General features: G+C 51.6%; 16 protein-coding genes. 3 read left to right on the top strand and 13 right to left on the bottom strand.

Features of this window, described 5'->3' with window-relative positions; all coding sequences use genetic code 11:
* Positions 1-66 precede the first annotated feature (66 nt).
* Positions 67-756 (top strand): phosphatase PAP2 family protein, encoded by a 690-nt coding sequence (locus I8U18_RS01180; protein WP_198055247.1) that lies wholly within the window; start codon positions 67-69, stop codon positions 754-756.
* A 248-nt stretch (positions 757-1,004) separates the two neighbouring features.
* On the opposite strand, the gene I8U18_RS01175 is transcribed toward I8U18_RS01180, so the two are convergent.
* The 12 genes from I8U18_RS01175 to I8U18_RS01120 all read right to left on the bottom strand — a co-directional run bounded on the left by I8U18_RS01175 (position 1,005) and on the right by I8U18_RS01120 (position 16,249).
* Positions 1,005-2,585, bottom strand: coding sequence for a SagB family peptide dehydrogenase (locus I8U18_RS01175; RefSeq protein ID WP_198058887.1), 1,581 nt, complete (start codon positions 2,583-2,585; stop codon positions 1,005-1,007).
* A 22-nt stretch (positions 2,586-2,607) separates the two neighbouring features.
* Positions 2,608-4,551, bottom strand: coding sequence for a TOMM precursor leader peptide-binding protein (locus tag I8U18_RS01170; RefSeq protein ID WP_033100938.1), 1,944 nt, complete (start codon positions 4,549-4,551; stop codon positions 2,608-2,610).
* Positions 4,548-6,482: a putative thiazole-containing bacteriocin maturation protein gene (locus I8U18_RS01165; protein ID WP_198055244.1), complete on the bottom strand. Its 1,935-nt coding sequence runs from the start codon at positions 6,480-6,482 to the stop codon at positions 4,548-4,550. The genes I8U18_RS01170 and I8U18_RS01165 overlap by 4 nt, the downstream gene beginning before the upstream one ends.
* Positions 6,483-6,648: 166 nt before the next feature.
* Positions 6,649-6,870 (bottom strand): heterocycloanthracin/sonorensin family bacteriocin, encoded by a 222-nt coding sequence (locus I8U18_RS01160; RefSeq protein ID WP_198055243.1) that lies wholly within the window; start codon positions 6,868-6,870, stop codon positions 6,649-6,651.
* Positions 6,871-7,155: 285 nt separating this feature from the next.
* A complete protein-coding gene (gene iolB / locus I8U18_RS01155; RefSeq protein ID WP_198064401.1) occupies positions 7,156-7,959 on the bottom strand; it encodes a 5-deoxy-glucuronate isomerase in 804 nt (267 codons plus the stop codon).
* Between the two features lie 257 nt (positions 7,960-8,216).
* On the bottom strand, positions 8,217-8,717 hold the full coding sequence (locus I8U18_RS01150; RefSeq protein WP_198055241.1) for a GNAT family N-acetyltransferase: 501 nt from the start codon (positions 8,715-8,717) through the stop codon (positions 8,217-8,219).
* A 156-nt stretch (positions 8,718-8,873) separates the two neighbouring features.
* The gene (locus I8U18_RS01145) at positions 8,874-11,567 is read right to left on the bottom strand and encodes a phosphoenolpyruvate synthase (protein WP_370589361.1); all 2,694 of its coding nucleotides are present in this window, start codon (positions 11,565-11,567) and stop codon (positions 8,874-8,876) included.
* A gap of 87 nt (positions 11,568-11,654) precedes the next feature.
* Positions 11,655-12,272 carry a TetR/AcrR family transcriptional regulator gene (locus I8U18_RS01140; protein WP_033100940.1) on the bottom strand — a complete coding sequence of 206 codons (618 nt, stop codon included), beginning with the start codon at positions 12,270-12,272 and terminating at the stop codon, positions 11,655-11,657.
* A gap of 274 nt (positions 12,273-12,546) precedes the next feature.
* A complete protein-coding gene (locus tag I8U18_RS01135; RefSeq protein ID WP_052154170.1) occupies positions 12,547-13,782 on the bottom strand; it encodes a CynX/NimT family MFS transporter in 1,236 nt (411 codons plus the stop codon).
* Positions 13,783-13,916: 134 nt separating this feature from the next.
* The gene (pcp, locus tag I8U18_RS01130; RefSeq protein WP_033100941.1) at positions 13,917-14,561 is read right to left on the bottom strand and encodes a pyroglutamyl-peptidase I; all 645 of its coding nucleotides are present in this window, start codon (positions 14,559-14,561) and stop codon (positions 13,917-13,919) included.
* 15 nt (positions 14,562-14,576) lie between these two features.
* Positions 14,577-15,545 carry a DUF979 domain-containing protein gene (locus tag I8U18_RS01125; protein WP_033100942.1) on the bottom strand — a complete coding sequence of 323 codons (969 nt, stop codon included), beginning with the start codon at positions 15,543-15,545 and terminating at the stop codon, positions 14,577-14,579.
* Positions 15,542-16,249, bottom strand: coding sequence for a DUF969 domain-containing protein (locus I8U18_RS01120; RefSeq protein ID WP_198055238.1), 708 nt, complete (start codon positions 16,247-16,249; stop codon positions 15,542-15,544). Before I8U18_RS01120 ends, I8U18_RS01125 begins: the two co-directional genes overlap by 4 nt.
* 310 nt (positions 16,250-16,559) lie before the next feature.
* On the opposite strand from I8U18_RS01120, the gene I8U18_RS01115 reads away from it, so the two are divergent.
* On the top strand, positions 16,560-17,921 hold the full coding sequence (locus tag I8U18_RS01115) for an amino acid permease (RefSeq protein ID WP_198058889.1): 1,362 nt from the start codon (positions 16,560-16,562) through the stop codon (positions 17,919-17,921).
* Positions 17,922-18,024: 103 nt separating this feature from the next.
* Here the strand turns inward: I8U18_RS01115 and I8U18_RS01110 are convergent, their stop codons facing one another.
* Positions 18,025-18,303, bottom strand: coding sequence for a hypothetical protein (locus I8U18_RS01110; RefSeq protein ID WP_033100944.1), 279 nt, complete (start codon positions 18,301-18,303; stop codon positions 18,025-18,027).
* A 246-nt stretch (positions 18,304-18,549) separates the two neighbouring features.
* Here I8U18_RS01110 and I8U18_RS01105 point away from each other — a divergent pair, with 246 nt between their 5' ends.
* A complete protein-coding gene (locus I8U18_RS01105) occupies positions 18,550-19,284 on the top strand; it encodes a sulfotransferase family 2 domain-containing protein (RefSeq protein ID WP_033100945.1) in 735 nt (244 codons plus the stop codon).
* The last annotated feature ends 92 nt before the right edge of the window (positions 19,285-19,376 follow it).

The raw sequence follows: 19,376 nt of genomic DNA, 5'->3' as shown, positions 1-19,376 counted from the left end.
TTTATCTTTCGCCGGTGTCCTTTGTCTACAGTAAGAACATATAAAATGCAAGAAGGTTGATCAGCGATGGCCAAATCGGATAAAATCCTCATCAGTTTCCTCTCTTCGCTCAGCAAAAAGAAAAAGCAGTTCCTCTGGGAAATGCTGATGTTCATGTCGCTCTTGGGAACTTTTGCCGCATTATCTGAAGATCTCATACACGGTAAACTAAAGCTGTTTGACACCATCATCGGTGAGTGGATCTACCGCTTTACCGAACCGGGAGTAACAACAGCAGCAGTCTGGATTACCACTCTGGGCTCGGCCTTTGTAGAGGTTCCTTTGTTATTGGGAACAGTGGCCTGGCTGCTCTTCCGCTCCAAAAAGCACTGGCAAGCCGTGATGTTGGCGATCAGCCTGTCCGGGAGCGAATTATTAAACCTCTTCCTGAAAGAGATATTTCACCGTTCCCGCCCTACGCTCCCGCATCTGGTCGAAGCCGGCGGATACAGTTTTCCCAGCGGGCACGCGATGGCAGCCGCTTCGTTTTACGGCATGCTGGGCTATTGCATCTGGCGAAGCCGGCAAAAGCAAGGGAAATGTTCTTGGCCTTTGCCGGCCTTTACAGGAATGCTCATTTTTTTGATTGGCTTGAGCCGGGTTTATCTGCGGGTTCATTTTCCCAGTGATGTCATCGCCGGTTTTGTCGCCGGAGGAGCATGGCTGATCATTTGTATCATGGTTTGGCAAACAATCGACAATCACAGCCACAGCTGAACCGGTGTTCCTCTTGGTTAGCGACAAGGAAAGAAAGCGCAAAAAAGTGAAGGGAGAACCGGGAGGCCCGGGAATGTGGATTGGCACAAAACTTTGGCCGTCATCAACGCCGGAGAACCGCACACAAAGGATTAAACGGAAAACATGACGCGACGAGTGCAAGCCATCTTTGCAATCTCTGCGATAAAGCTATGTCCTGGCATAACCTGCCGCAGGCATATATTCCTGTGCAATTCTCCTATTCTTCTCTAAGCATGAAGATTTCCTTGCAGTTGCGGATGAGGACGGACAGGACCGACCGGAATCTGCAACAGGCATGTTTCTCCTCGCGATTTCATCCCGTAAAGCCCGTCACTAAGGTTCACATCAAATCCGAGAAGCGGATGTCCTCCCATCCCGAGCGCCGACGCCGCCAACAATAATCGCTGCATCAGCATGCCCGCTTCCATCTGTTGGATGCGATATCCCCTGTATCCAAGTGCCTCCTTCAAATGATTCCGGTCTCCGGTCACATGCAGGCAGAGGGGAACCTGGAACAGATTGACATTGTGCAAGGTCATTCCCTGTTGCAAACTGAACCGATGATCTCCGGGCTGCAGCAATTGCAAAGCATGAGCCTCGCTGTCATAGCGATAGGCACCATCCGGGATGCCTTCAACGCCATAAAAACAGCCTGCAAGCGAGATACGAGGCCTGGCTTTTTCCTGTGATGCATCCAAATCATTGCGATAGGCGAAGGAAACGGTTGCCTCTTTAAGCAGAGCAGCCAGTTGATGTTGGCACACTTTGCCCAAAAAGAAATCCATGCCAGGTGAGTACCGCTTTCGGCAGGCCGCTGCCAGATCATATGACAATCGGTCCGCCTCAGGCAAAGTGAGTGACGGCCCCTCACCGCTGACGCGCTTCCCGCCGGCCGGCCGTTGAAACGACGGCATGGTTTCCAACATCGCCGCCTGATTCATCTTCACCAGCATCGGATACGGTTTTACCTTCCGCGAGCGAATGAAATGCCGGTGCCGTATTTCCGGCAATTCCCGGCACAATTCCCTGTCCCTGACCTGCCCGTCTCCGTCCGATCCCCCGGCAAACCAAGCGTCCACCGGCTGCAGTGACAGCGGAATCACGGCATATACACTTTCCTCTTGTTCACTTAACCCGAGCAGATGGTTCACAGCCCGATCGAGAAATTGGAAGCAGACGCCGGAGACGAAGCCGAACCGTTTTGCCAATTCCAGCAACTGACCGATCAGTGCGCCGGCATCCAACCCTTGCAGCCGATAGGAAAAGTAATTGTATTTAAAAAAATTTTTCCAAAAGACGGCTGAAACAAAAACCGTGGCAAAACATGACGACCAATCGCAGCGGTTGCCGAGCGCCCGGAGCAAATAGGAATCAAAATTCCCCTCGCGCAACAAGACAAGCCGGTGATGTGCCACATCATAATGGTAGATTCCGTCCGGCACCTCTTCCATCTTCAAATAGAGATACAATTCGTTTGGATACAACGCCCCTCCTGAGGGAACAAACCGGCGGCTGCGGTGCATCGGTCCCCGGCCTTTTCCCGTGGAATCGAGTGCATAAGCAGGCTGGGAACATTGGGTGAGCCCGTATCCATACCAGAGAAAATGTCCCATTTCGCGAAGACGGGGCTGCACGGGCGCTTCTCCTCCGATGAGCGACAGCGGAACTTCCGATGACAGGGGGATCGCAGGCAAATCCTGATAAAGTTTATAGGGAAGCGGTGCATCCTCCCAGTCCACCTTACAGTCCGGCGGCCTGACTTTGTCGACATCAAAATGCAGCGACTGCAGAAACTCATCCAGATTCATCCTTATCTCTCCCGAATGCGGTTTATGGAAACGGATGCGGATGCGGATTGAGCTGATCAGGGGTCAGCCGCCGTTTGGCATACCCCAGTTCGGCCGGAACCTGCAATACCCTATCCAACCCGGTCAAGCGCACCAGATGATGCCCGAACGTGATCGGCAACATTCCCGGAATCAGCACTTTCACGCAAAACAGGCCATTGCGCCTTAATTCCGGTGTCGTTTGGTCGACCACAATCACATCAAGATTCACGCGGCGAAGCTTTTTTATTATCCTCTTCAGATCATCAGTCAAATCCGGATACCACTCCTCCCGTTGGAATTCCTCAGCAAATGTTCGCAGCGGCCGATTTTCATCCAGCAAAAACCGCAGGCGCTCTTCCGCTTCGGGCAGCCCGTAAAGCAGGGAATGATCCTCCATCTGTTGCACCAGGTAAGGATCGCGATACATTCGCATGCACTTGTCACGGTTCGCTTCCAGCTTCTCATCCAGATTGAGCATCATGCCTGCCAGCTCGTGAATCGCGCTTTTTGCTGCCCGGACCGGATCCGGATGGGCGCCGGCCGCACAGAGGAGATTCATGCCCTTTGGTTTCCGGTTTTTGGCCAATGCCCACACACCGGGAATCCCGTGTTCCATCGTCGCGTTAAACAGATGGACATCATACCCGGCCACCGCTCTGATGCGATCGACCATTAATCGCAATTCCCGATCCTCCGCAGAATACGGATCAAGACGCGGGAGCGGCAATTGCGCGTACCAGGTAATCAGGAATGAATCGCGTTCGACCACTTCCAAAATGCCGTAAAAGATCGCCTCTTCCAAACTTCCGCCCACAGCGCACCCGTTGGACGTTTCATAAACAAAGCCATCCTCAAAGCCCAGGCTGTAATAGGCAAGCAGTTTTGGCACGAGAATCGGACGTTCCTCGGTAAATGAATAGCCCCATACCCAATCCATCGAACGGTCAGGATCAAACGGTTTAAAGGGAAAAATCAGCTCCTCATATTGTTCCGGCGCGTGCACCCCCACCTTCAGCGGATTGAGCGCCTGACTTTCCAGATTGCGGTAACTGTCATGAACTGTCATCCGTTTGCCACGGGGGGTGATGCCGCAATACCGCTCCAGGCTCTCCAAAATCGCCGTCATTTCGCTCTCCGCATAGGAATGGGTCCGGCCTGCCGATGTCTCATCTCCCCGGAGCAAGGGCATGTTTACCCCCACAACTGCGAACGGCGTGACAGAATCGATCATTTTTCCATTAAAGAGACCGGTACGGTGATCCAGATAGTCCCTGGCCAGACATTCCTTCAGATCATCAAGCGAACGGCAGCGGTAACTGTCCGCGCTGATTTTCGGATTCGGTTTCAGGGAAAGGCGCGCCGCAGCCGGGGAATCATCGGGCAATCGACTGCAAACCGGGCACAGCGGGTCGGGATGGAAAAAGTGACGAGAGCTTTGGAGCGTTCTCAGATTGAGCAAATAGAGATGTTCTTGTAAATGGGACTCTTTTCCTTGCAAAACTCTGTGTGTTTCCTCCGTCAGAACGTGAACCATCTGCAACAGGGCGGAGCGCGATGCCCATGCGTCACGTTTAAGTCCCCCGATGTCTGCAAGGCGTTGCTGAAGTTCCAATATCTCAGTGCGATCCGTTCTCGCCATCATCCGCCTTGCATCAGCGCAGCGGGTACATCCCGGCACACCCGGGCGAACCAGCGGCCCGACCACACCTTCGCCAAAGAAAGCGAAGCCGCGCAACCAGGAAATCCCGGCAGATGAAAACACCTCCTCGGCCACGGCATAAACGGAGGGATCCCAGGAATCGTGCAGCATCAAAGCCATCTCTGCTGTTTCCGGCACGCCTGTTGTTAAATTGCTTTTCCGAACGATCCGGTATCGGAGTGAGATCTCTTCACACACCATGTCCGCCAAAAGTCCATCTCCGACTACCAACACCACCGCGCTCATCTTGTCTCCCCCCTCCTTAGCAACACGCCAAACACTCCTGCCAGTGCTTTCTGTAAAAAGGGTTCCAGTGCCAAATCCAAGACGAAAACCTCCCAGCCGTTCTGTGTCAGAATCTGAGAGGCAGATTGCCACAATTGTGATGAGGATTCCCCGCAGGAAGGCAACCGCAGGTGATGCGGTTCCTGATCCCGTAATAGGACAGATGAAACTTCTGCTGTTTTGATTCCCCCGCACTCCGTTTGATTTTGTTCTCTTTGCACGGCCTGTTGCAATGCCGTTCGCAAGGCCATGGTCTCATTCAAGCCGGCACTGCCAATCCATCTGCCTCCCGTACCGATCCAAACCACCGGAAACCCGCATACGCTTTCGCCCAAACCGATCACCGCTTCCCCGTGCAAGGTTGTCAATGCTTGCAAAAAAAACTGGGAGCGTTCATCGCTGACCTCCGGCAACTGCACCGGAACAACAACAGGCCGCCGTTCCATCAGTTGCTTCACCAGTTCATCAGCCAGGCACTTTTGCAATCCGCGACAGAACGCTTCGGCAACGGTTGTTCCTGCGCCGACACCGACAAATTCCTGCGGCTGGATGATGCCATCCTTTACGAGCAAACCGGTCATTTGAGATACATATGCCTCGACTCCGGCCAAACCGGCTTCCCTTCGCGCTTCTTCATGCGTCAGCCCGGAACAGATGATTTCCGGCAAGAGTTCTGCCGGCCCGTCCGACAGCGGATTCACCGCCTGGATGCGGCACTGGGACAACGGAAGCTGTTTCAGGTCTCCTTCTCCCCAAACGTGGAAAATTCCCGATTCCACCGATGTCAGGTGATTGAAATAAGAAAACAAATCCGTTCCTGCCCCGCTGCCCGCACTCTCTTCCAACTGCTGAACAGGCTCCTGAACCCATGTTGGTTCCCTGTGTCCGGCCACCAATGGATGGGGGAAAAACGAGTGCCAGCTTCCTTCCAATGTATCCGGATTCAGCAAAAATAATTTATTTTTCTCTTCCGCCTGAGCCACGCCGGTAACAGTTTTGAACAAGGCGAACACGATCACATTGGCCAACAGCGCCCCGGCGGTCGACGGGAATGCATTTTGCCCAGTTTCTTTGCCAATCGCGTTCCGGTGCAGACGCCGCCACGCCGATTCCCAACATCCCTCCGCGCCCGGTTCCACCACCGGCCCCGCCATCCCGAACCGGGCAAAACCGACGGCCGGGAGAAACACTTTTTTCTCCTCCCGGCAAATGGCATGAAGCAGCCGCAGTTCATCAAGCCCTCTTCCTGGCGACACGTATAAAACATAATCAAACGGATCCACCGCTTCCCGCCAGAAATCCGGCCCCTCCTTGTCCCGGCAAATTTCCTCCAGTTCCACCTCAGGGTCGGTTTTGCGGGCATGCGACGCCAATTCAAACAAGCGCTCGCGATTGGTTGGATGTGAGCCGGTTACCAGCAGACGCAACCGGGGCAATCCGGATTCCAGCAAGGCCTGCGTTAATGAGGCCAACATCGGGCCGCAGCCGACTGCCAACACTTTGGCCCGGCGATAGGACTCAAAACGGGAAGCGCCGGAGTCGGCCAACGTATCCAGAAATTCAATCTGCGAAGCAAATTTTTGCCGCACTTCATCGGTTAATTGGTGCGGACGATCTTCGCTCACATCCCGCACAAAGCCGTTTTGGCACAATACTTCCGCTATTTCATACACCCGGTTGCGGTACGCCTCCGGCAATCCGTCTGTTAAATCCTTCAAGGTGTGCTCGCCGTTAAACATCGGCAGCAGCTTTTCCATCCACTGATCGACCGTTTCGCCTTCAATCCGGAATGAGCATGAGTTATTCCGAAAGTACACCCCTCCTTTGGCATCCGGGAAAAAAAACGTGTCCCCCTTCACTTTCAAACGCATGGAAGGCTTCAAACCGGTCATTCCACTCCTCCTCACCGCGGGTCTGTTTTGCCCCGCATCATTTCCCGTTCATTGATATCTTATCTGCAGTAATTTGTCCTCTTTCCTGTTGATCTGAAAAAAACCCTGCGAGCCGGGCAGCCGGCTGGCAGAGTCAACCAATTGGGGGACAATGCTGTTTTCAAGTCTAAAAAATAGGAAATACACACGCAAAACATCCAACGCAACCGCCACAGCCGAAGCACCTGCCGCAACCGCCGCATCGGAAACATCCTCCGCATCTCCAGCACCTTTGTGATACTTCCGCATCATAATAGTAGGGATATTCAGGGTATTCCCAAGTCTCCAACTCCCCGGGCTTAAAACTGTCCACGCTTAATTTTTGAATTTGTTTTTTAAAATCATCCATGATCAGCAACCTCCGCTTATGCAATGAATGCTTGCGCCGGAACATCACTGAACCGGCATCTTTTGCCTTTGCTCAAATCTGCTTCATATTTATGAAAAAGAGTCCGTTGTGGTTACGTGTCCCGGTCAGTGATTTGGTTCAATTTGTTTCCGTCATCGGGTTGTGATCATCGGGCATAAAAAAAGACTTGACTGCAAAGAGCCAAGTCTCGATCTTTCCCTTCAACTTACAGGCGAGCACGTTCTCTGCCATCTCGCACTTGAAAATAGCCGGTCGGATCCGCTTTCAATCCTGCAGCAGCCATTTATGTGCCGGCTGGTCAAAAGGTTTGAGGCGGCGTCCATCACCACCGCCAAGGAACCAGAGGTAGTAGATTTTGTAACCGCCCGCCGCGGCCACCGGATGGTATCCCTTATGCAGGGCGACCGCATCTCCGTGACGAATGATGAAGGATTCGTTTACCTCACCGTCCTCGGTGTAGACGAGCTGCACGCCAAAACCTTGCTGCGGCTCCATCTGAAAATAATAGATTTCTTCCATTTTCACTTCCGTCTCGCTGTTTTCGTCATGTTTGTGCGGCGGATAGCTGGACCACCCGCCGGGTTCACCGTAGGTTTCGCCGAGCACGATCCGCTGGACGCGCCCTTCTCCATTGTCGGCGATAATGTCGTGTACCTCCCGTTTCCAAGTCTCTTTGCCGCGGTGATGAACGACGATCTCTTCCGGTTCGACCAGAAACGGTTGAAATTTTTGCTCCGCCTTCACTTTGCAAACCCCGATCTGCAGCGTTCCCCCTCCGGCTTCCGTCACTGAAAACGCCGTACGGATCGGTACGTAGAGAGCTGTCGCCTTTCCGGAAAACACATTTTCCCGTCGACCGACCTGTTCCCATGTTAGCCCTTCCACGGTAAACGTGGCTTTTCCGCCGAGAATGACCAGCACCGTTTCATAATCCCCCGTTTCCCCGCGCCAGGTTTCTCCCCGGCCCAAACGCAGGAAATCGAAACGGTTGTATTCAAGGACATCACAAGACTCATCGATCACGCTTTGATAACCGGATTTTTCTTCGACATGGTATAACAGTTTCATTTTTCAACCTCCCGATCTCCAACCCTTTCCGGGTGTGCCATCGGTCTGCGGGAGAACACAAAAACACAACGTTATCATAATACATTCTAAATTATAAGAATATACTTATCAATATTAAAGTCGGATATCGTCCGGCTGGCAGGAAGAGTTTTTTCGCTCGGTCGGGATTTCGGCCGATCTATGGCCGCACGGATTGCTGATGCGCATATACGGCCGGATTCCCTCTTCATCTCTCATAATGCGGCTCTGTTTAAAAGCTAATCCAGTATTTTGCCCATATAATATTCGTCGACAAAACGGTCTTCCAAAATCAGAGAATGTTTTCTCGTCCCTTCCCGCTGAAAACCCATTTTTTCATATAACGAGACGGCGGCAACGTTGTAGGTCATCACCGTCAATTCCAAGCGGTGGATCCGATGCTGCCGGGCCCAGTTTTCTGCGGCATGCAGCAGTTTGCTTCCCCAACCTTGACCTCTGGCTTCCCGCAACAATCCCAGCACCAGATGGGCCGTGGCTCGGTTCCGCCGAAATCCTCCGCCGAAAACTTCAATAAAACCGAAGATTTTTTCTCCTTCTTCGGCAATGAAAACCGTTTGATTGGGATGACTCAGGATTTCCTGAATCCACTTTTCCTGTTCTGCCACTTTTTCTGTTCGTTCACCCGGTTCCAGCAGCATAAATTCGGTTTCCAGGTCAAGTTGCCGGAGGAACGCCAAAAAAGAACCGGCATCCCGGCGTCTGATTTCGCGAATTTGCATCTGTCCCCCGCCCCTTCAATTCATTTTGTCCGGCCGTGGACACACCCGGCCGAAGGTTGCCGGCAAAGCCTGAACAGGAATCGAGACCCTGCTTCCTCTTTTTGCCCCTAATTCAGATTGCCAGCCGCATCAGCCGATCGTCCACGGCATCTTCTGTCAATCCGTCAGTGACTGCGGATGATCCTCCAGGATTTGCACATACCCCGATGTTCCGTCCACCCTGATGTATTGCCCGTCCTTGATTTTCTCCGTTGCCCCTTCGACTCCGACAACAGCGGGAATGCCGTATTCGCGGGCGACCACGGCACCATGGGTCATCAAACCTCCCACTTCCATGACCAAAGCTTTGGCCGAATGGAAAAGCGGGGTCCACCCCGGATCGGTAAATGGGGCGATCAAGATTTCACCCGGCTTTAACTCCGCTGATTCCGGCTTTAAAACGACACGGGCATACCCTTCCGCCACCCCGGAGGAGACCGGTGTCCCGACCAGGGAATCTTCCGGAACCTCAATATCGTTCCTTATTCCCGTAATCACTTCCCCTTCGCTTGTCATCAACCGGGGAGGGGTCAGTTTTCGCTGCCATTCATACTCTTTTTTGCGCTGGCTGATCCTGGTTTGCACCTCGCCGGAATCTCCTTGTTCCAGGAGCAAAGTCAATTCATGGAGAGTGAGGTAAAACACGTCCGTCTCCTGCTCCAACACCCCATTTTCCGCCAGCTGGCGGGCTTCTTCCATTATCGCCCGCTTAAACAACGCGAAATGACGGATCATGGTAAACTTGTGATGCTCACGTATTCCCATCACATTGCGATATCTGCGGATCAGAAAGGACATCCACTTCGCTTTCAGCCAGCCGCCCTTCTTCTCGCGAAGCCGTCTGAGCAGTGTTTCTTCCGCTTGTTCCGCCTCGATGATCCCCTGCTTGAAGCGGGTTCGATGTTCTCCGGGTTCCACCGTTTGCAGATGGCTCAATATGGCCGGTACCAACGTGGTTGGCGCTTCATGCCAGCGCGGTCTGGTAATGTCAATCTCACCCGGACAGCGCGTCCCGTATTTATCCAAAAAATGCGCAAAGGCGGCGCAAAAATCCTCTCCACCCTCCGCTTTCCCCAGCTCATCATAAAGCGTCGCGTCCGTGGCTTTTTTCAACGCTGCGATCACTTCGGGGTACGGCCTCGCGGCATCCGCCAAATCCCCGAGCGCAAGTCCCATCTCGCTCGTCACATTGCCCGGCAGCGACCGGTTCAACAGCGGAACTTCCCGGGCATCACCGAGCCAGCGAACGGAAAAATGCTCGATCCATTTCAGTGTCACGATTCCGGTGAAAAGGTAAGGGGCGAAATGGGAAATCATCCTGAGCAACAGCGTTCCCAAATTTTCACGGATTTTTTTGATCCGCTCCGCCCCGGTGAGCGAGGCGAGTTCCTGTTTGCTCTCTTCCACCAGCCGCTCCATCATCTCGTTACATTTATCCACTGCCTTGGAGGGATCGCTGAAGAAAATAATCCGGATCACCTTGGCGAGCAAAGGCGGAATAATACGCCGGACGGTTCTGCCCACTTCCTTGTTGGGAACCGCTTCCTGCAAAAAACGTTCCCGCTGGATGACCTCGGACAACGCATAACTCATCCGTTCATCCATATTGACCATCAGCTTCGGGATGATTTTCCGGGCAACTTTGGAATATAAAACCGGAGTCAGGTCGATATAGATCCGCCCGCCTGCTTCCAAAGCGGCTGTGCTTTCCCCCGTGTGCGGATCCCGCTTTCCGAAAGGAAAAACCGTCCGCATGGTCGAAACCGCCAACGGCCGCATCGCTTCCGTCATCATCTGCTGATGACCGAAGGAGAAGAAAACGTGCAACTTTCCATCCTCTTCAACCTGCGGAACCGGAAACAAAGAGGTGATCGGGCGACTTTGCAGGATAAAAAATCTCCCGTCAGCCAGACACCATTCGATATCCTGCGGGCTTCCGTAATGGGCCTCGATTTTCTTTCCCAGCTCCGCCAACGCCAAAATATCCCGGTCAGCGAGAGCTTGTTCGTTCCGCTGCTCGTGGGGCAAGTCGCAGGTTTTGGTTCCCCCTTCCGGCAACGGGAAAATCGCTTTTTGCTTGTCGGCAATCTTTTTCCTGACGATTTTTCCGGAGCGCACCTGATAGAGATCGGCAGAGACAATCCCGGAAACCAGCGCTTCTCCCAGACCGAAGCTGGCATCGATCGAAACGGTGCGGCGGTGGCCGGTAATCGGGTCAGCCGTAAATAAGATCCCGGAAACATCAGGGAATACCATTTGCTGCACGACAACTGACAACAATACGTTCCGATGATCAAAACCGTTTTTGATCCGGTAGATGATTGCCCGATCCGTGAACAGAGAAGACCAACACTGCTTTACGGCCTGAAGGAGTTGCTGTTCCCCTTTCACATTCAAATACGTTTCCTGTTGCCCGGCGAACGATGCCGTCGGCAAATCTTCCGCCGTCGCACTGGAGCGGACGGCATAGGCGGCGTCGTTCCCCGCTTCCTGCCAAGCTTCGATCAGGGCATTGCGGATCTCATCAGGAATGGGCAAGGTATGCAAATGCTCACGGATTTTTTGCCCGATTTCCCGAATTGGTTCCAGCTGTCCGGCATCCAACTGCTCCAGCTGCCGAAAATACCCATCCATTTCACTGCTTTCATGAATAAACCGCCGATAAGCAGAAGTGGTGACACAAAATCCGGCGGGAACCGGAAAACCGGCTTTAGTCAACTCCCCGAGATTTGCTCCCTTCCCCCCGACATATGGAAGACTGGCATGATCGATGTCGTGGAAGCTCAATACATATCGCTCTATCGAACTCACCCTCTTTATGTGAAGTGTATATCAGGTCAGATCGTGCCTCCCCACGTTTTTAATGGTCAGTGAGGAGTAACACTCTCCAGCCGATTCTTAAAGCCCGGCGCTTGCAAAAAAGCGCTGTCTGCCCGCATCTGTCAGGTTCCCCTCAATCATGAGCGTAGAGATGTGTCTGAATACATCCTTCAGCGTATAGGGGGTGTGGGCCAAAAATTCCGGATTGGCAACGGTTTGAATCGCATTCATGACAATCGTCACCACCAAGGTCTGGTCAAGATCGTCTCGAAAGATCCCCTGCTTCACTCCTTCCTCAAACAGGGGAATGAGCTTGTTCAAAATCACGTGTTTGCGCTGTGCCTCAAACCGGGCATAGGCATCGGGAACCGCCCGTTTCATGTCATGGAGGGCGGCAACCTCAATTCGCGAGATCCGTCCGCTGATCACAAACAACAATTTTTTGATTTGCCCGGTCAAATCCAGGGCCGGGTCTGAGGTAATCCCATCAATCTCCCGCACGATCCCACCGAAAAAACTTTCAATCACTTCATTCAGCAAATCTTCTTTGCTGGAAAAATATTTGTAGAAAGTCGATTTGCTCATTTTGAGTTCGGAGGCAAAATCCGCGATGGAGACGTTGGAATACCCTTCGGTCCAGATCTTTTTCGCGGCATAGTCCAAAATCTTCTGCTTCGCTTTCTCCTGTTTATTCATCGCGCCTTCCTTCATTCATCCAAAATTTATAGTACCATTAATACTTATATGGTACTATAAGTACCATGATAAAGCAATTTCGAACATAACTCTCCACATTCACGGCAAAAATCAAGAGGGGAACATGCCGAGGTTGAAGCCTGGCGGGCCGGCTTTCTCAAACATTTCGCTTCCCCACGCCGGGCTGTTCAACGTGATCGTCACAAGTATAGCTTTTGACTGATTACGTCTGGTGATGAGCACAAAAAAAGGCATCCCCCTCACGGGACGCCAATTACTCAGCTATCGGCCCATTTTTTTCAGAAAGTACATATTCATTGCGGCCGGCACCAATCCCCGCCAAAATCATAAGAATTGTGGCCAGCGCCAGAAGTATCAACGAAGGCTCCCAGGAATGAGTCAAATCATACCAGAAACCGAGCAGGGTGGGCCCGACGGCGGCCAGGGAGTATCCGACCGACTGAGCCATTCCGGAAAGCTTGGCCGCCTGGACGGCATCGGTGGTTCTAAGCCCCAACAGGGAGAGAGCCAAGCTGATACTCGCCCCCTGGGCAATTCCGGTCAGCACAATACTGCTGATCAGAGCGGCCGTTCCGTCAGCAAACAGGCCCGCTATTCCACCTAACTGGATCAAGCCGATCAGCACGGCAATGCCTTTTTGCTGCGGCATCCGGTCCGCAAGCACCGGAGTGAGAAATGTCGCCGGAAGGCTGACAAATTGCAAAACGGAGAGCATCCATCCCGCCATTTCTTCACTCATGCCATGGCTTTGCAAAATTTCGGGAAGCCAGGCGACGGTACAGTAAAATAAAAAAGACTGCAACCCCATGAAAAATGTCACTTTCCAAGCCAGGGGCGAACGCCACAAGGAACCGGCAGACCTCTCCGGGATCCCGGGTTGCAAGGTCGCGGCCGGTTTGCCATGGCCACGCAACTGGGGAATCCAAATGAGAACGGCAGGGACAGACAAAACGGCCCAAAACATCAGGGAATATTTCCATCCCAGATGAAACCCCTTTGCCAGGGGAATGCTCACCCCGGATGCCAGCGCCGCAAACGCGCACATGGAAGTCGAATAAACACTGGTCATCAACCCGACTTGTCCGGGAAATCGCTGCTTCACAATGCCGGGCAACAGCACATTGGCGATGGCAACGCCAATCCCCACCAAAGCTGTCCCCAAAAAAACGGCGAAGACCGTTCCCGTTGAACGGATCACAATCCCGCCGGTCAAAATGAGCAAACCGAAAAACACCGATAATTCATTTCCCCACCATTGGGAAAAGCGGGGGGCAAGCAATGAAAGAAGGGCAAAGGCAATCAGAGGGAGCGTTGTGATAAATCCCGCCATCCCGTTGGAAATGCCCAAATCTTCGCGTATCCACCCGATCAAGGGACCGACGGAAGTAATCGCCGGGCGCAAGTTCAGCGCGACAAAGATGATTCCCAAAACTAAAAGGGTTTTTCTCGCTGGCAGCTGCTGTGATTGGGTCAGAGAATATTCTTTCATCCGATAAAACTCCTTTAACGAACGATTGTCTGGACTATCTTAACACAAAATCGCCTCCGAACCCCAATCATTCTCTCCATCCTCCCAACCACCAAAGAATTGCGGTTCCCGCAAGCAAATGATCCGGGAAAAAATCAACTGATGGTTCCACCCGCTTCGCGAATGTCCTCCTCTGTCCGGATGGTGGTTTCAATCGCCACTTCCAAAGCTCTTACAATCAGATCCAGATGCATACTCGGTTGTCCCGGATGATGGACAGCCTGTTCCGGCGAAAAAGGGATGTGAATAAAGCCGCCGCGCACTCCTTTTTCCTGTTGAAGCCGGTGCATCAATCCGTAAAACACATGATTGCACACAAACGTTCCGGCCGTATGGGAAACATGTGCGGGGATCCCTTCTTCCCTGATCCTTTTTACGATGGCCTTGACCGGCAGGCTGGACCAGTACGCTGCCGGGCCCCCTTCAACGACCGGTGTATCAATCGGTTGCTGTCCCTCGTTATCGGGAATCCGCGCATCAATGATGTTCAGTGCAACGCGTTCAATGCTGACGGAATCGCGCCCGCCGGCTTGTCCCGCACAAATGACAATCCTCGGCTGATGATAGTCGATCAGTTGCCAGAGCCGCTCGAGCGAACGGCCAAAAGCGGTTGGCAATTCTTCAGCCACCACCTGATACCCGTGCACCCATTTTCCCTGTAGTCGTTTGGCCGCTTCATATGAAGGGTTGACCGTTTCCCCTCCAAAGGGGGAAAATCCCGTCAATAAAACCGTCTCCATCCGCAATGCCTCCCTTTAAAAGCGATAAACGAGAAAATACATCAGAAACATATTGACCAGGAACAGAGCGATACCGGTCGGTATTTGCTTTTTCACTACCGCATTCTGATCATCCAGGTTTAACAACATCGCAGGAACGATATTGAAGTTCGCAGCCATCGGCGTCATCAGTGTTCCACAGTAACCGGAAAACATGCCCAGTGCAGCCATGATCGCCGGATTGCCCCCATGTGCATGCACGATCAGGGGTAAACCGATTCCTCCGGTGATCACGGCAAAGGCGGCGAAAGCATTTCCCATAACCATTGTAAAAAGAGTCATCCCGACACAATAAGCAACGACGGCGACAAACCCGTTATCTGCGGGCAGATACCCTTTTACCAGATGGGACACGGCATTACCCACACCCGCTTTGTCAAAAATGCCTCCCAGAGCGGCGAGCATTTGCGGCAGCAACACGGCCCAGCCAACCGCCTGGAGCAATTTGCTCCCCTCTTGAAACGGAACATTCATCTTCGCTTTCGTCACATAAAGGGCAATCGCAAAAGCGATAATCGTGGCCAGCCCCAGGGATACCAGTGTGACATCCTCTTTCTTCACCAGCACGGCCGAACCCCATTTCAACCTGTCCAACGTGAGTGTGCCAATCACCGTCACAACCGGAATGGCAAGCGCTGGTATAAAAATTTTCCACTTCAGGCGTTGGGCCAGATGAATCCGTTCATCCTTGCCGGACCCTTCCGAGTGGGACGGGGCTTTCACTCTTCCGAGAGCAGCCAAAATCACCATCACGATGACGAGATAACCGATGATCAAAGGAGGAACGAAATCGCCGGCGATGAAAGTAAAGGCAAAAATCCCCCAAAAAAGGGCCGATGTCCATCGGGTCGGATGCTTTTTGTTTAAAGCCACTTGAATCGCGATCATTGCGACGATCAGGCCGATCAGCGCATACAGGTCATTCATAGGAACCAGTGATTTCATTTATTGGCACCGCCCTTCTCCCTGCTCTTCGCTTGTGCTGTTTTGCCAAAGCGGCCCAGTCTTTTTTCCAGCCGGTACAGGCGAAACCAACTGATCAAAAATGCAGCCGTCGCGGTGGGCAATCCCCATAAAGCCATATCCCAGATTCCCACATTCATGCCAACCGAATGAAAAAACCCGCTCATCAATAAAATCGCCCCGGTGGCAATAAAAATATCCTCTCCGAAAAACCAGGCCGTATTTTCCATCGCAGCTGCATAGGCGCGAATCTCTTGCATCACTTTATCCGGCAGCTTTCCATATCGCACCTGCGCTGCCACTTCCGCCATCGGAGCGACCAACGGGCGAACGGTTTGTGCATGCCCTCCGATGTTAAGACCGATTGCCGCCGATAACTCCCTTATAAATAAATAAACGAGCAGAATGCGGCTGGCCGTTGTATTTTTTGCTTTGGCGATCATCATCTCCACCCGTTCTTTCAGACCGTAACGTTCGAGAACGCCTATAACCGGAAGCGTTAAGATAATCGCCATCGACATATACCGGTTTTGCACAAAAATTTCGCCAAATTTCTCTATAATATCATTAAATGACATTCCAGATACCAATCCGGTAATAATTCCCGCTCCCATGACAACGAGCAACGTATTGAATCGGAACAGGAAACCGATGACCACAACCAGGATGCCAATGAGCTTAAGCAAAAAGCCCCCTCCTCCCATCGTTTTGAAATCGTCGCAAAGCATCAAATATGTTTGTACTAAATCTTATCCCGCTGAAAGATGTTGAATCGGGAAATAACGAAAACAATACTGTATACACATTAATTTATGTAATTTACGAATCATTATACTATTTTATGGCTGGTCATTCAAATTTGTAATTCGCTTCCGGCCTGTTATCACCAAACCAGAAATTGTTATGCAATTTGCGGACACATCCCGTAAAATAGAGCAGAGCGAGTTGTTTCTTGCTTACTATAAAATAATTTCATTTATGTTGAGGGTGGTTGAGTTGAGTTTGAGCAGAGATCAGTTTGAGAAACGCGAGGATGTATTACAGCGGTCATTGTCTGAACGGCAGATGATCATGATTGGATTGGGGAGTGCGATTGGAACCGGTTTATTCATGGGTTCCAGTCTGACCATCCATTATGCCGGCCCGGGTGTTTTATTCAGTTATCTTCTCAGCTCGTTGATCGTTCTGGCCATGGTCTTTTGCTTGTCCCGGCTCTCGGTGATCCATCCGACCGCGGGCTCTTTCGGCCTCCATGCAGAAACATATTTGGGTTCTTGGTTTGGTTTCGCGGTTCGATTCACGTATTGGGCGGCAAACGCGATCGTGATCGGCGGTGAAGCGACGGCGATCGGGCTTTATATGAAATATTGGTTTCCCGGCCTGCCATCCTGGATTTGGATCATTGCATTCTCCCTGCTGATCATCGGGATTAACGCCATTTCTGTTCAGAGTTTCGGCTGGTTTGAATACTGGTTCTCCACGCTGAAAGTGGTGGCCGTCATCGGTTTTATCCTGTTGGGCATCGCCCTCATTTTCGGAAACGGCACGCAAAGCACCCACTATCTGCTCGCTTATGGCGGATTTCTTCCCCATGGATGGAAAGGGGTATGGATGGGCAGCGCCATGGCGATGTTCAGCTTTATGGGAACCGAGATCATCGCCATCACGGCGGGAGAAGCAAAAAAACCAAAGCAGGCACTGACCAGGGCCATGAAATGGATGGTGGCCCGACTCGTTATTTTTTACCTTCTATCCACACTGGTCATGGTTTGCATCGTGCCGTGGAATCAAATCGGAGGCGAACAGATTCAGGAAAGCCCGTTTGTCAAAGTGCTGCAATCGCTCCATATTCCCTATGCTGCAGGAGTGATGAATTTCATCATCCTCACCGCTGCGCTTTCCACGATGAATGCCAATTTGTATGCTTGTACACGGATGATGTTTTCACTGTCCAAGAGCGGCTATGCCCCTGCTGTTTTCGGAAAGGTCAACCGCCGCGGAATTCCGCTCATGGCTCTGATCGTCTCTTCCTTTGGATTGGGTGTCGCCGTTCTCCTCAATCTGTTTGATCCGCAAGCCTATAATACACTCTTCGGCATTTCGATTTTCGGCGGTATTTTCACCTGGATCATCATCTTTCTCAGTTACGCCCGCCTCCGGAGAAAAAAGACCGGAAAAGCTTCGGTTCTTGCATGGGCCGGTGCCGTGCTTTTGGTGTTGTTTTTGCTCACCATGCTGCTGAATCAGGCATGGAGCTTCGCCATTTATACCGGATTCTGCTGGTTGTTTCTGCTGACCCTCATCTATTTGGCGAAAAAAGGGGTTCAGCGGTCGCAATCGGTTCATCCGGAACAGTAAACACAGAAAAAACGGCCGGGTCTTTTTCATCCGGCCGTTTTCTCCGTGAAAGTGCATGGGGACACCGGAGGGTTTCCTCCGGCCTTTCCGGGCTGTGCATCTTTCAATATTCACCGAGGTCAATGATCTCCCCCAGCTCTGAATATCTCGAATCCATTACTTTTTTGATATTGATATTCCAGTATTTACTCAAGTATTGAACCGTTTCTTCCTGATCGTGCATGATCATTCGTTCGTTACGATGATAAACGGCCCATCCTTCCTCCATTCCGATCATAATGCGTTCCACTTCCAATGATTCATCAGGAGGGTCTGCGGAAAACCGCAACACCTCTCCTACCCGCATTTCCTGCAACTTTTTCCTCAATTCTTTATCTTTCATCCCCAAAAGCTCCCTATGCCAGTAACCCACATCGACAAATCCTGATTTTTAAGAAGGGGTTCTTTTTTTATTATTTTATGATTCCACCCAAAAAAACTCAATGAACACCATGGCAAAAAAACGAGTATCCATTTTTGATCAGGCGCATGAATCAAGACATCTAGCAGAGGCAAACTTTTCTGTTTGCCATATATTACGAATAGGTTCGTTGATAGTCATTATATCAGGGAAAGGGGCGGGAACCAGATGTCTCAACCGATCCTCATTTTCTCTCACATTCCGAAAACCGGCGGGCTGACCTTGCGCAAAATTATCGACCAGCATTTTGCTCCGCATCATATCTATAAATATCCGGCTCATCATCAGGCACGTGTCCTCAACCTCGTGCCACAGTCCAAAATCTCCCATATCCGCTGCGTCTATGGTCATTGCCGCTTCGGAGTACACCGTCATTTTGACCGGCCATTTCAATATATCACGATGTTGCGCGATCCGCTGAAACGAATCATTTCATCCTATTACTTTATTCGCTCCAGTCCCAGCAACAGGCTTCACAATAAAGTAAATAAAATGAGTCTGGAAGAGTATATCTTCAGCCGCGATCCGCGGATTAGCCTTCCGTTGCATAATCACCAAACCCGTTTCATCTCGGGCAAAAATGATCCCGACATCAAACTGGCGATGGAAAACATCCGCAAGCATTATCTCTTCGTCGGCATTACGGAAATGTATCCTGAATCCGTTTTTATGCTGAACCGGCTGATGGGATGGAAACATAAGCCTTACAGCAAAGAAAACATCACCAAAAACAAGCCGAAAAAAATCCCGTTGTCCGATCAGGCAATCCGGCACATCAAGGAACAAAACGCTTTGGATTATCAAATCTATGAATATTGCAAAGAGCAGTTGACCAATCAGATCAAAAATCTGCCGGAACCGGCCAAGGAAAGGATGGATCGTTTCATAGGCGCAAATCGGTGAATTCGGGTTGAAGGGGGTGACCAATCCCCTTCCTCTCCCACCGGCCTTCAGCCTGTTCGTACATACCCACGTTGAAACGCATGCCCGGAACA

The sequence above is a fragment of the Thermoactinomyces sp. CICC 10522 genome (assembly GCF_016055075.1).
GTDB lineage: Bacteria > Bacillota > Bacilli > Thermoactinomycetales > Thermoactinomycetaceae > Thermoactinomyces_A > Thermoactinomyces_A daqus.
This window is presented reverse-complemented; position numbering and strand designations above follow the sequence as displayed.

Coding starts and splice junctions, on each gene's coding strand:
- I8U18_RS01180 (WP_198055247.1), top strand. CDS start 67: ATGGCCAAATCGGATAAAATCCTCATCAGTTTCCTCTCTTCGCTCAGC.
- I8U18_RS01175 (WP_198058887.1), bottom strand. CDS start 2,585: ATGAATCTGGATGAGTTTCTGCAGTCGCTGCATTTTGATGTCGACAAA.
- I8U18_RS01170 (WP_033100938.1), bottom strand. CDS start 4,551: ATGAGCGCGGTGGTGTTGGTAGTCGGAGATGGACTTTTGGCGGACATG.
- I8U18_RS01165 (WP_198055244.1), bottom strand. CDS start 6,482: ATGACCGGTTTGAAGCCTTCCATGCGTTTGAAAGTGAAGGGGGACACG.
- I8U18_RS01160 (WP_198055243.1), bottom strand. CDS start 6,870: ATGGATGATTTTAAAAAACAAATTCAAAAATTAAGCGTGGACAGTTTT.
- iolB (WP_198064401.1), bottom strand. CDS start 7,959: ATGAAACTGTTATACCATGTCGAAGAAAAATCCGGTTATCAAAGCGTG.
- I8U18_RS01150 (WP_198055241.1), bottom strand. CDS start 8,717: ATGCAAATTCGCGAAATCAGACGCCGGGATGCCGGTTCTTTTTTGGCG.
- I8U18_RS01140 (WP_033100940.1), bottom strand. CDS start 12,272: ATGAATAAACAGGAGAAAGCGAAGCAGAAGATTTTGGACTATGCCGCG.
- I8U18_RS01135 (WP_052154170.1), bottom strand. CDS start 13,782: ATGAAAGAATATTCTCTGACCCAATCACAGCAGCTGCCAGCGAGAAAA.
- pcp (WP_033100941.1), bottom strand. CDS start 14,561: ATGGAGACGGTTTTATTGACGGGATTTTCCCCCTTTGGAGGGGAAACG.
- I8U18_RS01125 (WP_033100942.1), bottom strand. CDS start 15,545: ATGAAATCACTGGTTCCTATGAATGACCTGTATGCGCTGATCGGCCTG.
- I8U18_RS01110 (WP_033100944.1), bottom strand. CDS start 18,303: ATGAAAGATAAAGAATTGAGGAAAAAGTTGCAGGAAATGCGGGTAGGA.
- I8U18_RS01105 (WP_033100945.1), top strand. CDS start 18,550: ATGTCTCAACCGATCCTCATTTTCTCTCACATTCCGAAAACCGGCGGG.